At 68.9% G+C, this 14,381-nt stretch carries 11 protein-coding genes and 1 tRNA gene; 9 read left to right on the top strand and 3 right to left on the bottom strand.

The annotated features are described in order from the left end of the window. Positions 1 to 58: 58 nt before the first annotated feature. The gene (locus NL115_RS18865; protein WP_254830868.1) at positions 59 to 751 is read left to right on the top strand and encodes an HNH endonuclease; all 693 of its coding nucleotides are present in this window, start codon (positions 59 to 61) and stop codon (positions 749 to 751) included. 41 nt (positions 752 to 792) lie between these two features. Further along, a tRNA-Glu gene (locus NL115_RS18870) sits at positions 793 to 925 on the top strand. Between the two features lie 16 nt (positions 926 to 941). Here the strand turns inward: NL115_RS18870 and NL115_RS18875 are convergent. Next, complete coding sequence (locus NL115_RS18875; protein ID WP_254830869.1) at positions 942 to 2,177, bottom strand: metallophosphoesterase family protein; 1,236 nt, start codon at positions 2,175 to 2,177, stop codon at positions 942 to 944. A 108-nt stretch (positions 2,178 to 2,285) separates the two neighbouring features. Then, a complete protein-coding gene (locus NL115_RS18880; RefSeq protein ID WP_254830870.1) occupies positions 2,286 to 4,697 on the bottom strand; it encodes a hypothetical protein in 2,412 nt (803 codons plus the stop codon). A gap of 11 nt (positions 4,698 to 4,708) precedes the next feature. On the opposite strand from NL115_RS18880, the gene NL115_RS18885 reads away from it, so the two are divergent. The 3 genes from NL115_RS18885 to NL115_RS18895 all read left to right on the top strand — a co-directional run bounded on the left by NL115_RS18885 (position 4,709) and on the right by NL115_RS18895 (position 6,130). Then, positions 4,709 to 5,017 carry a DUF3631 domain-containing protein gene (locus NL115_RS18885; protein ID WP_491536944.1) on the top strand — a complete coding sequence of 103 codons (309 nt, stop codon included), beginning with the start codon at positions 4,709 to 4,711 and terminating at the stop codon, positions 5,015 to 5,017. A 135-nt stretch (positions 5,018 to 5,152) separates the two neighbouring features. Further along, a complete protein-coding gene (locus tag NL115_RS18890) occupies positions 5,153 to 5,347 on the top strand; it encodes a hypothetical protein (protein ID WP_254830871.1) in 195 nt (64 codons plus the stop codon). A gap of 66 nt (positions 5,348 to 5,413) precedes the next feature. After that, complete coding sequence (locus NL115_RS18895; RefSeq protein ID WP_254830872.1) at positions 5,414 to 6,130, top strand: DUF7117 family protein; 717 nt, start codon at positions 5,414 to 5,416, stop codon at positions 6,128 to 6,130. Between the two features lie 16 nt (positions 6,131 to 6,146). Here NL115_RS18895 and NL115_RS18900 read toward each other — a convergent pair whose 3' ends face one another. Further along, complete coding sequence (locus tag NL115_RS18900; RefSeq protein WP_254830873.1) at positions 6,147 to 7,733, bottom strand: cryptochrome/photolyase family protein; 1,587 nt, start codon at positions 7,731 to 7,733, stop codon at positions 6,147 to 6,149. A gap of 191 nt (positions 7,734 to 7,924) precedes the next feature. On the opposite strand from NL115_RS18900, the gene NL115_RS18905 reads away from it, so the two are divergent. From NL115_RS18905 to NL115_RS18920, 4 genes are all read left to right on the top strand, one after another. Then, the gene (locus NL115_RS18905) at positions 7,925 to 10,060 is read left to right on the top strand and encodes an LVIVD repeat-containing protein (RefSeq protein WP_254830874.1); all 2,136 of its coding nucleotides are present in this window, start codon (positions 7,925 to 7,927) and stop codon (positions 10,058 to 10,060) included. Positions 10,061 to 10,130: 70 nt separating this feature from the next. Beyond that, complete coding sequence (locus tag NL115_RS18910; protein ID WP_254830875.1) at positions 10,131 to 10,712, top strand: halocyanin domain-containing protein; 582 nt, start codon at positions 10,131 to 10,133, stop codon at positions 10,710 to 10,712. Between the two features lie 187 nt (positions 10,713 to 10,899). After that, positions 10,900 to 13,200, top strand: a complete 2,301-nt coding sequence (locus tag NL115_RS18915) for an acetate--CoA ligase family protein (RefSeq protein WP_254830876.1) — start codon at positions 10,900 to 10,902, stop codon at positions 13,198 to 13,200. Beyond that, on the top strand, positions 13,197 to 14,357 hold the full coding sequence (locus NL115_RS18920) for a phosphotransacetylase family protein (RefSeq protein ID WP_254830877.1): 1,161 nt from the start codon (positions 13,197 to 13,199) through the stop codon (positions 14,355 to 14,357). The genes NL115_RS18915 and NL115_RS18920 overlap by 4 nt, the downstream gene beginning before the upstream one ends. Positions 14,358 to 14,381 lie beyond the last annotated feature (24 nt).

The raw sequence follows: 14,381 nt of genomic DNA on the forward strand, positions 1-14,381 counted from the left end.
CGTTTCACTTTCACTGCGGCGGGCCCGTGCTTTTTCCATAGACTCCGGACTTGGGGCTATGGCCAAGCGGTCTCACGACCTCGACTGGCTCCGGGAGAAGTACCACGGGGAAGGCATGACCCAGGCCGAAATCGCCGAGGAGTGTGACGTGACCCCCTCGGCAGTCCGGAAGTGGATGAAACGGAACGGAGTCGAGACACGAGACCTGAAGGGCGAGAATCATCCACTTCACGGAGAGGAACGGGACGAATCGGTGAAGGAATCGATCTCCGAAACGCTGCATGACCGCGAGTATCCCGACGAGTGGCGCGAACGTCTCGTAGAGGCGAAGCAGGGCCAGACGATTCCAGCGGAGGTTCGTGAGCGTATCTCCGACTCGCTGAGTGGTTTCACCAGACCAAGAGAGACACGACGGAAGATGAGTGAGTCGAGCAGGGGTGAGAACAATTCGCAGTGGCAAGGCGGGCACGACGACAACTACGGTCCTGGCTGGTATATGGCCAGACAGCGAGTGAAACAGCGAGACGGAGTGTGCCAGAACTGTGGTACTGATGGCAGCGAAGACAGGTTGGAGGTCCATCACATCGTCCCGTTGAGATTGTTCGACCAGTCCGAAGAGGCCGAAAAACGGGACGCGCACGACCTCTCGAACCTGGTCCTCCTCTGCAGACCGTGCCACATGGAGGCCGAACACGGTGACCTCGAATTCGAGTCAGGAATCCACCCACCCGACGGTGTCGGGCAGTCGTGAACCGACGCGATTTTATTACCGGGGGGTGTACCTCGGGGTACGCTCGCTTGGTGTAGCCCGGCCAATCATATTGGCCTTTCGAGAAAATTTGGCGTGTTCGATATCAAACGGCGCGATAACTCGCCAAGTTTTCGAAGAAAGCCGATGACAGGGGTTCAAATCCCCTAGCGAGCATCCCAACTTCCCTACGCTACTCTTCGATCGACAGGTCCTGCCGTCGGATGTAGGTCCGCTCCTCGGTGTCGAACACGGCTGCCTCGGGTACGTCGCCCGAGTCCGCCAGGTCGCGAAGTTTCGAGCTGTCGATGCCTAGCACCGTCTCGCGGTCGACCCCTGCCTCGTCGAGCGCCCCGAAGACCGTCTCGTCGTCCTTCGGCGAGCGGCGGGTCGACCGTGTCCGCCTGATGGTCGCGTACCGCCCGGTGTACTCTTCGTCGGCCGCGACCCGGGTCTCCAGCACCTCGCCGACCTCCTTGCGCCGGTCGTCGAGCAGGCTCTTGACCTGCGAGAGCAGCCCGTAGAGGTCCGTCAGCGTCTCGGTGTCGGCATCGGCGAGCGATGCCTCGTCGTACTCCAGCAGGTCCAGTAGCGGCGCCATCTCCGCCTCTGGCGTGACGACATCCGGGCCGGGCGTCGTGTCGTCGCGGTTGGAAGTCCCGGCGGCTGACCCGGAATCGTCGTCTGTCGGGGCCGCGTCGACCTTGGCACGACCCCCCTTGGCCCCGTCAGGCCTGAGTTCGATCACCTCCCGCTGGGCCTCGTCGGCGGAACGGACCGTCAGGAGCGCGGCGGTGGGGCGGTCGCCGGGGTCGTCGGCCACCTCCGGGTTGGTCGTGCCGGGATAGGAGACGTGGTAGCCGTGCTCGTCGGCGACCCACTCGCGGGGGTCGTCGCTGCCACCGGCGAGGACCCCGTTCAGGTACACGGCACTGTGGTCGGTCAGCTCGAACGGCTGCAGGTCGACGGCGTACGGGTTCAGCGGCGGCGTCAACTCCCGGTGGAGGCAGAGGAGGTTGTGGGTCCGGAGGTCCTCGTCGACCAGGCTGGCGAGGGCCTCCTCCAAGTCGGGACCACGGTCGATACCGTACAGTGCGACGGTGTTCTCGACGTACGTCGGCGTCGCGCCGAGGCGCTCGACGGGCGCACGCTCGGCGAGCATCGCGAGGGAGTCACGCGCCCCGGCGGCCTCCCGGGGGCCGGCGACGACGTAGCAGGGGATGCCGGCTCCGGAGAGCGGTTCGAGCGCAGATGCGACGGTCTCGATATCACCCCCGTCGGGCGTCGGACGGCGGAGCAGGTTCCCCGTGTGGACGACCGCGTCGGCTTCTCGGGCCAGCGCCGCTTCGACCGCCCGGCGGAGCCCCTCGACGGCGGGGGTGTCGGCGGCGACCAGCGAATCGCTCACGTGCAGGATGCGGACCGTCATGGGGAGCCGTCAGTCGGTTCCCGATAAAAAGCCTCGCGTGGGGGCCGAGATGTCCGGGTGGCCAGTGTCGGTAACCCCCGCCCGACAGCCGAGTCAGGTCGGCCCTCGTCAGCTCTCCTCCTCGAGGACGACCGTGATGGTCTCGTCCTGAGCGACGCTGTACGGGATACCCTCGGCGTCCACGGCGTACGTCAGCCCGACGGTGACCGTCTGCTGGTCGGGCGTATCGCCGTCGGACCGGTCCCGGCCGAACCGGGATTGGGAGACAGCCAGGCTTGCGACGGCGAAGCTACCGTTGGGTGCCTCGCGGACATCGAGGGTCTGGATGTCCGCCGTCGAGCGACCGGCACCGATGCCCGCACCGGACCGCAGCGAGCCGGTATCGAGCGCATCGGTCAGTTCGAGATCCAGCCTGAGCGCTGGCTGTCCTCGTCGTTCCGCATCGATTCGGATGGCACGCAGGCCGGCGTCCGTGCCGGCGAGCGTCAGGTCCGTCGTGGCCGTGCCGTTCTGCGGGACGTTCAGTGTCCGGTTCACGGGCGTCAGCGAGACGTTTCGCTCTTCCGTCACGACGACGAGCGTGGCCGTGGCCGGTTCGGTGGCGTCGGCGGTCCGGTTGCCGGTGAGCGTCACCTCGTAGAGTCCGGCCGGGAGCGCACCGGCATCGAGCGTGAGGTTCCGGTCATCACGGAGCTCGACCGTGCCGTACGCACGGTCGCCGACGGTGAAGACGCGGTCATCGTCGACCCGCTCGTCGGCGCCGGGGGCGAGCGCGTCCGCAAGGGTCGCCTGCCCGACACTGGAGCCGTTCATCCGGGTGAGTCCGACGCGGGCGGTCATGTTGGCCGGGTCCGACTCCACGCGAGCGTGCAGGAGCCGGTCGCCGGCGAACGTCTCGAGAACCGACCGCCGGGGCTGGATACGCCAGATGTCCTGCTCCGCGAGCGTGAACGCAGCCGCCCCGGGGTCCTCGACGAGTTCGTAGCGCCCGTCGTCGATACGGTACCAGAAGCTGCCGGGCGCCCGGAACGCGTACTTACCGCTGCGGAGCGTTGCGGTCTCGAACGCCGGGACGCCCTCGGTCGTGGGTCCGACCCGGCGGACGAGACGGGGCTGGTCGAACTCCGTGTACTCGCCCGGGAGCTGATACAGCCCGTACGTGCGGTTCGCGTCTCCGGGGAGCCGGAGGTTCTCGCCCCGGTAGAACGTCCGGTTCGACGTGACCGTGTCGTGAACCGGCCAGTCGGGGGCGGCCGGGCGCGGCAGGTCGACGGTCCGCGCGATACCGGTTGCGGTTCGGTTCTCGCGGTCCAGCGCGAAGCCGTAGAGGTCGACGCTCCCGTCGCCGGTCGGAACCGGACTCGTGAGTCCGCGCTTCGCGGCGACGGCGCCGGTGGCCACCTCACCCTCCGCGGTGACGTGTGTCAGGACCGTCGAGTGCGCGCCGGTTTCGGTGTCGCGCGTCGAGAGCAGCAGGATGCCACGGTCCGTCGCGACCGCGGTTCTGGGGTACTCCCGGTCGGTCGTCCCGTAGGTGCGGCTCCAGCGGACCGTTCCGTCGGCGTCCAGCCGCGCCACCCACGGGTCACTCCCGCTGAATCCACGGACCTCCGCGCTTCCGGCGACGAGCAGGTCACCGTCATCGGCCGGCGTGGCACCAACGATTCGCCGGTCGCCGGTCGCGAAGGTCTCGTTGCGGACGATATCGCCGTCACCGTCGAGTCGGAGGTACCAGCCACGTCGGAACTCCCGCTGCCCGACAACGACCAGTCCGCTGTCGTCCGTCTCGGCCAGCGCACGCGGGACGCCGCCACGATACGTCCGGTCGCCGAGGGGCGTTCCGTCCCGTGCGAACCGGGTCACCCGGGTCGCAGGGGGCTCCGAGTCGACGGTTCGGGCGAGCACCACGCCGTCGTCGGTCGCCAGCAGCACCGGGCCTCGTAGGGCGTTCGTGGCGTTGCCGAGCGAACGCTGCCAGGCCAGGTCTCCATCCGCGGTGATGCGGCGCAGGCGGAGCGTCGGTGGTGTCTCGTCCGAGGCCGGACCGGGGCGGCCGCTCACTTCGAGCAGGAAGGCGCCGGGCGAGTCACCGCTGACGACGGCTGTCACACGGCGGGATTCGTTGGGGCTTCCGAACGAACGGGTCCACCGGACCGTCCCGTTCGGGGCGACCCGGGTGACCGTCGAGTTCGTCTCGCGGAGACCGATGGCTCCGACCAGATACCGGCCGCCATCGGTCGCCGGAGCAGCATCGATGATACCGCCGACGCCGGGGACCGTACGGGTGTCGTTCGCTGCGCCCCCGGCATCCCCAGCGGCACCGCTCCCGCCGGCGCCACTCTCGACGCCACCGGAGGCACTGCCACTGGCACCACCAGAGGCGCTACCGTTCCCAGCGCCGTCCGACCGGGTGCCACCCGCGCCATCACCGCTATCCGGAGGGACCGCCGCCACCGCGGCGACGGGACTCGTGACGAGCAGTACAGCCACGACTACTGCGGGGACCAACCGCCTGAGCATACAAGGAGATTCTGCCGGGCCGTCCGGTATCAGCCTTCCGGTCTCGCGAAACGGAGTCCGTGCGAGCGAGGCTCCGACGGGAAAGTTTGACATACGTTGCCAACATACACGCCGTCATGTCGAAATCCGACCCCGTGACGCCCATCGAGCACCGAGCGGCCGTCTTCATCGAACAGACGGGGGGGTACGTGGATATCGAGCAGGAGTTCGGCGACCACACGAAGTACACGCCCGAGGAGGCACGGGAGATCGCCGAGGAGATCCTCACGGCGGCCGAGGCGGCCGAGGCGGACGGCAGCGTGCGCGTCGACGACCCCTGAGACCGACCACCTGTACGACTCCTACCGAGGATTCGAAATGTACGACGGCCGCATCGGTTCAGAAATTATTGTACGTCTGTTCTCTTCCGACTATCCTGGATAACTTTGAAGAGATATCGGGTCGAGGGAGGATGTATGTCGAAGTCCCGGTCCGTGACCTCGCTCGAGCACCGCGCCCCGATATACATCGACCCACGAGGAGGGTACGTGGACATCACCCAGCCCCGAGGAGACCGGACGAAGTACACGCCGGCGGAAGCTCGGAGGCTCGCAGCCGAGATTCTGGCGGCAGCCGATGAGGTGGAGGCAGACCAGGCGCTCGAGCGGTAGCGACACGGCCGGGAGCAATCAGGGGCGAACTGAGAGTTTTTCCGCTCGTGCCGCGTACGTCGCCACATGAAGATCCGCGGGCAGCGCGAGTGCAAGGACTGTGGCACGCGGTGGGCCTACTACGAGACCGGGAGCGTCGAATGTCCCTCCTGTGGGAGCCTGCGGTCGGTCGGTGTCGAGGACGACCGGACCCTCCACACGGCGACCCCGCGGTCGCTGGACCTCACGCCGGCCCGTGACGAACTGGAGGAGGGGACCCCCCTCAGACAGGTCGCCGAGAGCGCCGCGGACATCGCCCGCGAGTTCACTCGGGGCTATGGCTTCATCGACGCGGGTGCGTTGCAGCCGCTGTCGGACCGTTATCTCGCGGCGATGGAGCTCCGTCACGTCGGAAGCGAACTCTCGCGCCATCGCGCCGTCGACGAACCCGAGGAGTACTACCTCCTCTCGCTGTTGCAGGGCGACGTGTCCGAACGACCCGGGCCGGATGCGGTGCCCGACTCCTTGCGGGCGGCTCGTGGTCTCGCGTACGCCACCGCTATCGAGGCCTACCGCGCCGACCTTCGACAGTACCTCGAGGAGCATCCCGACCCGAACGTGACCGACGTACTCGGGCCGCTGGACACCCACATCAAGCGGGTGCAGGCGCTCGACGGCGCCGTTCCACCGGAGGACGCGGAGGTACTCGTGGTGGTGGCACGGGAACTGTGGCGGTATCTCACGGAGGACGACGAGGCCGCCCTCGTGAACGCCCAGGACCGGCTCCGCCGACTGTCCGAGTGAGCGCCAATCGGGCGACTCACAGCTCCCCCTCCGATGCCAAGTCGCGGACCTCGGCGGCGCGCTCGCGGATGGCCGCGCGTTCGTCGTCGTCCTTGTCGTCCCAGTGGGAGTAGACCAGCCCCATCCGGTGGTTCGAACGCAGGCGGTCCTCGTTGCGCCCCAGGAAGTCCCAGTAGAGCGCGTTGAACGGGCAGGCGTTCTCGCCGGTGGTCTTCGTCTTCGCGTACCGGCAGTCGCCGCAGTAGTCGCTCATCCGGTCGACGTAGTTCGCCGAGGACGCGTACGGTTTGGTGGCGAAGACGCCGTGGCCGAACGACCCCATCTCCACGACGTTCGGCGTCGTCACCCAGTGGTAGGCGTCGACGTACGCGGCGTGGAACCACTCGTTGAGTTGCTGTGGCTCGACCCCGTAGATGAGCGCGAAGTTGGCGAGGACCATCAGCCGCTCGATGTGGTGGCTGTATCCCCGTTCGCGGACCCCATCGACCACATCGGCGAGGCAGGCCATCTCCGTCTCGCCGGTCCAGTACGCGTCCGGCAGGTCCTCGGTCGCCTGGAGCTGGTTGGCGCTCGCCAGTTCGGGCATCGCCTCGCGGTAGGTGTGGCGCATGAACTCCCGCCAGCCGGCGACCTGGCGGACGAACCCCTCCAGCGAGTTCAGCGGCACCTCGGGCGCGTCGTCGTGACGGTACGTCTCGATGGCACGCTCGACGACCTCCGCGGGGTGGAGCAGCCCGAGGTTCATCGCGGCCGACAGCAGGGCGTGGTTCATCGCCCACTCGTCGTCGAGCATCGCGTCCTGATAGGGGCCGAACTCCGGGAGCCGGTCGGTGCAGAACCGCTCCAGCGCGTCCAGCGCCTGGGCCCTGGTGACCGGCCAGCCGAACGAGCCCGGGTCGGCCCACGCCCCACCCCGTGGCTCCGTGTCGTAGGAACCGTCGAACTCGTCCATGACCCAGTCGAGCACCTCCCGCGTCGTCTCGTCCGGTTCGTAGCGGGGTGGGTCCGGCGGTTCGTAACCACTCCCCGGGAAATCGCGGTTCTCGTCGTCGTAGTTCCACTCGCCGCCGAGCGGTTCGTCGCCGTCCTGCGACCCCGTCGCAGGGCTCGCCGAGCGCTGCTCGGCAGTGTCCATCAGGTAGCCCGTCTCGCGGCGGACCTGTCGATAGAACGTCTCATGTCGGTACGGTGGGTCGTCCATCCACTCGTCCCACTGCGCGGGAGTGGTAAGGAACAGATCGTTCCCGACCACGTCCAGCGTGCCACCGCGCGCGGCGACCAGCGAACGGAGTCGGTCGGCGGTGCCGTACGAGGGGGCGTCCATCACCACGAGGTCGTCATCCGGGTACTCGTCGAAGTGGGCATCGAGCGCTCCGCCGAACGTTTCGGCCTGCCGGTAGTCGACCGTGTAGCCGGCTGCCCGGAGTTGGTCCCGGAACTGCCGCATCGCCGAGAACACGAGCGCTAGCTTGTGCGGATGGTAGGCGTGCCGACGGGCGAACCCGTGTGCCTCGACCATGAGCACGCGCGCCTCGTCGGGGTCGGCACGCGCGAGCGGCCCGTGTTGGCGGGTCAACTGGTCGCCGAGGACCCAGACCGTCATGGGAAGGTGTAGGGACACGACGGGTATGAAGGTCAGCGCTGGCGGTCGGTTTGCCGGGAGTCGCCGGTCGGACGATGGCGCACCTGGCGATGACCCGGTACCGCAGAACGCCCGTTCAGGGACTGAGATGGTCGTTTGGACGGGTCTGTCAGAACCCCTTTTGACGTATCGAGGGGAGTATCGGGCAAGCCATGCCAGGGAAGGACGATTCGGAGCTGTCGGACGCAACGCGGCGTGCCGTGCTGAAAGGGACCGCCGGCGCGCTCGGCGTGGGTGCGATGGGGACCGCGAGCGCCCACGACTGGGGAAGCACGAGTACGACCCAGTCGGGAGACTCCAACCGGAACCCGTCGACCGTCGGCGAACACGAGCGGGCCAGCTACGTCGGCTACCACAGCCTCGGCGGGAAGGGTCCCTCGTCGGGACCGGGGGGGCAGCCGGGGAACTCGCACGAGGGTGGCGTGACGGAGATCCGCTCGCACGGAGACTTCGCGTACGTCGGGCTGTTCTCCTCGCGTGGCTCCAGCGGCGGTCGTGGGATGGCCGTCGTCGACATCTCGGCGTACAACAACGCGGAGAGCCGCGAGGACCTCGAGACGGCGGAGATGAGCGTCGTCTCGTTCCTCAGGAACAACAACACCGCGACGGCGTTCATGGACCTGAAGCTCTCCGACGACGGGAACTACGTCTTCGTCGGGACCCAGCCCATCACGGCGCTGTTCAGCGAGGCGACCAAGAGCCCGAAGGTGAACCTCGCGGACAGCAGCACGTCTGGCCCCAACACCGGGGGTGTGCTCGCTGTCGACGTCTCGGACCCGTACAGCCCGACACTGGTGGACGCCGAGGAGACGTTCTCGACCGGCATCCACAACCTGTTCCACCACCGCATCGACGGCCAGGACTACGTCTTCGCCTGCAAGGACATCGAGTCGGACAACACGGCCGGGGTCTACGTCTTCCGGTTCGACCGGTCGCTCGGCCAGCTCACGCTGGTCAACCGATGGACGGCGACCGGTGGGAACAACGCGGCCGGGGAGTTCACCCCGACCGGCGGGATGGACTTCTACTGCCACGACGTCGAGGTGCAGGACGACCCCGTCACGGGCCGGCCGACGGTGTACGTCGCCTACTGGAACGCCGGGGTGCGGGTGCTGGACGCCACGGACCCGACGGCGATGGAGGAGATCGGCCACTTCCCGATGCGGCAGGGCCACTTCACCACGCCCGCGCCCGACCTGGTCGACGGGAAGCGTGTACTCATCGCCAGCCACGAGGAGCCGTCGAGCGATACGGACGGCTCCACCAGCGGGGAGGCCGTCGACGGGAAGACGAACCCGAACAGCACCGGGACGGTCTTCCTCGTCGACGCGGACGGCATCTACGACCACGCCAACGAGGACGGCCCCGACGACCCCGCGGAGGTGACGACCCTGTCGGAACTCGACAACTGGACCTGGCAGAACGCCGCGAACGTCCCCGGGAAAGACGACATCGAGTTCGCCAACTTCGAGCTGTCGCCGCACAACTCCGACGTCGGGAAGCACCCGCGCGTCGACGGGAACGGTGACGTCGTCACGGACAGCAGGGGGAACGTCCAGTACGACTTCTGGGTCCACCAGGCGCACTACCACGGCGGCATCCGCTACCTGAAGCTGAAGCCGGAGAAGGGGTACGCTCTCGAGGAGGAGGGGTTCTCCCGACCGCAGCAGGAGGGGGTCCCCGACAGTTCGAAGATGCAGGGACTCAGCGGTGTCACCCCCAACATCTGGGGCTGCGTCGAGTCCAACGGGGTCACCTTCGCGGCCGACATCAACCAGGGCGTCCACGCGGTTATCCACGATGACATCCCCCTCGCCGGGGCCGACCCCATCGTCGGAACGAGCCGCGAGATGGACGGTTCCGCCTTCCGTATCGGTGACACCAACCAGGTGGACCTCTCGCTCGCGTTCGCGGACGACAACGTGCTGGTCCGTGACCGACTCCCCGATGGCTGGTCGCTGGAGGGCGGCGACGGTACCGAGGTTCGGGTCGGCGAGGACACCTTCGTGGAGTTCGGCTCCGGGAGCGCGGATGACTCGTTCAGCGAGGGCGACTCGTTCCGGTACTTCGCGGCGGCTGGCGGGTCCGGGCCGGGGAGCTTCGGCCCGGTGCACGTGAGCGCCGACGGCGGTGAGAGCTGGACCACGGTCGAGGACAGCACCGCATCGGTGTACACGGTCGGTGCGGGCGGTCTGACTCTCGGTGCCGCGGCCGGGGCCGCCGGCGCCCTCGCCCACCAGCGCGACCGACTCGGCGACCGCGTTCGGGACCTGCTCGGCGACGACTGAGGCGGCCATCGAAGCGGCAAACCCGGCCCCCTGACGCCCCCTTTTCAGCGCTCGTCTCCTACAGATAGTCATGGAACGTACCACCAGACGGCGTGTACTCGCGACCACTGGCTCGGCGCTCGCGGTCGGGCTCGCCGGCTGTACCGGAGACGGCGGAGATGGCGGTAGCGACGGCGGAGATGGCGGTAGCGACGGCGGAGATGGCGGTAGCGACGGCGGAGATGGCGGTAGCGACGGCGGAGATGGCGGCAGTGGAACATCGCTCGATGTCTCCAGCGAGGCACAGACCCGTGTCGACGACTTCCTCACCGCCGACCCCTCGGCCAGCAACTACGACGGCACCATCGCGGCGGCCGGTGACGGAACCGTGATGGTCGGCGCGGAGGGGAACCAGGGCAACTACGCGTTCGCCCCCGCCGCCATCGCCGTGGAGACGGGAACGACCGTGAACTGGGAGTGGACCGGGAAGGGGAACCAGCACAACGTCGTGGCGACCGGTGATTCGGACTTCGCGCTCGACAGTGGCAGCGCGAAGATGGACGACAGCTACGAGTTCACCTTCGAGGAGGCTGGAGTCGCGCTCTACGAGTGCGTCCCGCACAAGTCGCTCGGCATGAAGGGCGCCGTCGTCGTGGTCGCCTCCGGCGGCTGACTGGAGCGTATCCATCTGACAGCGAAGATTTTCCACAAATATACCTATTTCGCCCCTAACCCGTATTTCTTCAGGATAATGGCTTCTGTTCCCCCACAAACAGGCCGATCACGCCGCTCGAGAAGAGGCAATCCACGGCCCTCGGCTGTGGTTTTATCCCCGGAGGCCGAGTCGTGGGTGGTACACGATGGACGGGAGCGACGGCGCGAGCGTCGACGGTGAGGACGAGGGCAGCGGGCAGGTGAGTCCGGACGCCGGAGCGGTGGAGCCGGTCACCAGTCCGCTCGCCGGCCTGTTCGCCCCCGAGCGCGTGGCCGTCGTCGGCGCCACCGAGCGCGAGGGGAGCGTCGGCCGCGCGGTGACGGCGAACCTGCAACAGTCGTTCGATGGCGACGTGGTGCCGGTGAACCCATCCACCGGGGCTGTGCTGGGGCTGTCGACCGTGGACAGCGTCGCGGAGGCGGACGCGGACCTCGCGGTGGTCATCGTCCCGCCCGCGGCGGCGGTCGAGGTCGTCGAGGAGGCGGGCGAAGCCGGCATCGACGACGTGGTCGTCATCACCGCCGGCTTCGGCGAAGGAGGGCCGGAGGGCGTCGCTCGCGAGCGCGAACTCGTGGCCGTCGCCGAGGAGTACGACCTCAACCTCGTCGGTCCGAACTGCCTGGGTATCATCTCGACGCCCGTGGGGCTGAATGCGACGTTCGCCCCCCGGAACGCGCTGCCGGGCGATATCTCGTTCATGAGCCAGTCCGGCGCGTTCGTGACGGCCGTGCTGGACTGGGCGGCCGAGCGCGACCTCGGCTTCCGCGAGGTGGTCTCGCTTGGGAACAAGGCCGTCCTCGACGAATCGGACTTCGTCGCACACTGGGGCGCCGACGAGGGGACCGACGTGGTGCTGGGCTACCTCGAGGGCATCGACGACGGCGCGGGATTCATCGAGACGGCCCGCGAGGTGACCGCGGAGACGCCCGTCGTCCTCGTCAAGTCGGGCCGAACCGAGGCCGGCGCCCACGCCGCGGCCTCGCACACGGGCGCCATCGCCGGGAGCGAGGCGGCCTACGAGGCCGGCCTCGACCAGGCGGGCGTCCTGCGCGCCGAGAGCGTCCAGGAGCTGTTCGATTCCGCGGCCGCCCTCGCCGGCCAGCCGGTGCCCGAGAGCGACGGCGTCGCCGTGGTCACCAACGCCGGCGGCCCGGGCGTGATGGCGACCGATGCCGTCGGTGACAGCGGACTCGAACTCACCTCGTTCACCGACGCGACCCACGAGGCGCTCTCCGAGCGGCTCCCGGACAACGCGAACGTCTACAACCCGGTCGATGTCATCGGCGACGCGCCGGTCGAGCGCATCGCGGACACGCTGGATATCGTCCTCGACGACCCGAACGTCGGTGCCTGCGTCGTCATCACCTGTCCGACGGCGACGCTCTCGTTCGACGACTTCGGGGACGCCGTGGTGGCGGCCAACGAGTCGGGCGTGCCGCTCGCGGCCTGCCTCATGGGCGGCGCCGACGCGGCCGACGCCGACCGGCGACTCGCGGCGGCGGGCGTCCCGACGTACTTCGACCCCGCGCGGGCGGTCCGGTCGCTGGATGCGCTCCGACGCTACCGGGAGGTCCGGGAGCGAGAGTACGCCGCCCCGACCGAGTTCGACGTCGACCGCGCGCACGTCCGCGAGCGGCTCGCCGCCGCCGCTCGGAACGACGAGACCCGCCTCGGCGTCGAGGCGATGGACCTGCTCGACGCGTACGGCATCCCGACCCCCGCCGGCGAGGTGGTCGACTCCCCGAGCGAGGCCGAGCGGGTCGCACGCGACATCGTGGGCGACGCGCCCGGCAGCCCGGACGACGAGGCGGGCGTCGTGATGAAGATCGTCAGCCCCGACATCCTCCACAAGAGCGACATCGGCGGTGTCAAGGTCGGTGTGCCGCCCGACGAGGTGGCAGACGCGTTCGAGGACCTCGTCTCGCGGGCCCGGCGCTACCAGCCCGACGCCACCATCCTCGGCGTCCAGGTGCAGGAACTGCTCGACACCGGGGACGGCGTCGAGACCATCGTCGGGACGAACCGCGACCCGCAGTTCGGGCCGCTCGTCCTGTTCGGGCTCGGCGGCGTCTTCGTGGAGGTGCTGGAGGACACCACCGTCCGGGTGGCGCCGGTGGCCGAACCGGAGGCCCGGCGGATGCTCGACGACATCGACTCGGCACCGCTTCTGCGCGGCGCCCGGGGTCGCGAGCCGGTCGACGAGGACGCCATCGTCGAGACCATCGGGCGACTGTCCCAGCTCGTGACCGACTTCCCTTCTATCCTCGAACTGGACGTGAACCCGCTCGTGGTGACGCCCGAGGGCGCGACGGCAGTCGACGTTCGACTCACCATCGACCCCGACGAGGTCGCGGGCGTCGACCCCGAGGCCACGGGAGGGGCGGCCGACGGCGACCAGCACCGGACGACGACCGACACCGCGGACACCACGGAGACGGACCGATGAGCGAACACGACGACACATCAGACGAGCGTACCGAGACGGAGCCGAGTGCGACGACCGACACCGACGGTCACGGCGACGGGGACCAGGCAGCCGAGACGCTGCTGGTCACGTCGACCGCGGATTCGACCGGAAAGACAGCGGTCGCGCTCGCGCTCGCGCTGGCCGCGCGCGACGGGGGGAAGTCGGTCGGCTACATGAAACCGAAGGGGACCCGCCTCGAGAGCAACGTCGGCAAGACGCTCGACGCCGACCCGATGCTGGCTCGGGAACTCCTCGACCTCGACGACCCGATGCACGAACTGGAGCCGGTCGTCTACTCGCCGACCTTCGTCCGCGAGGCGGTCCGGGGCCGCGAGGACCCGGCGGCGCTTCGGGAGACCGTGCGCGAGGCCTTCGCCGACCTCGCGGCCGGCCGCGACCTGCTGCTGGTCGAGGGGGGAGGACTGAACGCCGGCGCGACGGTCGGCCTGACGGACCCCGAGGTCGCGGACCTGCTCGACGCGCGGGTGCTGCTGGTGGCCCCGTACAGCGGGCCCGAGGACATCGACGATGTCCTCGTGGCGAGCGAGCGGTTCGGCGACCGCCTCTCGGGGGTCCTGTTCAACGCGGTCGGTGACGCCGCGTTCGACGACCTCGCCAGCGACGTGGTCCCGTTCCTCTCGGGGCGTGGCGTCCGGACCTTCGGGACGCTCCCACGGGTGAAAGAACTCGCGGGTGTCGCCGTGGCTGACCTCGGTCAGGAGCTGGGGGCCCGGACCCTGACCGACGGGGCCCCGACCGACGCCATCGTCGAGCGGTTCGTCGTCGGGGCGATGAGTGCGGGCGAGGCGCTGCCGGCCCTCCGGCGGACTCGCTCGGCGGTCCTCGTCAGCGGCGGGGACCGGCCCGAAATCGTCACGGCGGCGCTGGACGCATCCGGCATCGAGGCTGTCCTCTTGACCGGTGGGTTCCAGCCGCCGGCAGCGGTCCTCGGCCGCGCGGAGGAGGCAGGCGTCCCGGTCCTGCTGGTCCAGGCGGACACGACGACCGCCATCGAGCGGCTGGAGGGCGTCATCCGCTCGGGCCGGGCCCGCGATGCCCGGACGGTCGAACGGATGGGTGACCTGCTCGCGGAGTACGCCGACGTGGACGCGATGCTGCTTGGGACGGGCGGTTGAGAACACTCGTCGCGTCGTTCCGTG

The sequence above is a fragment of the Haloglomus salinum genome (assembly GCF_024298825.1).
GTDB lineage: Archaea > Halobacteriota > Halobacteria > Halobacteriales > Haloarculaceae > Haloglomus > Haloglomus salinum.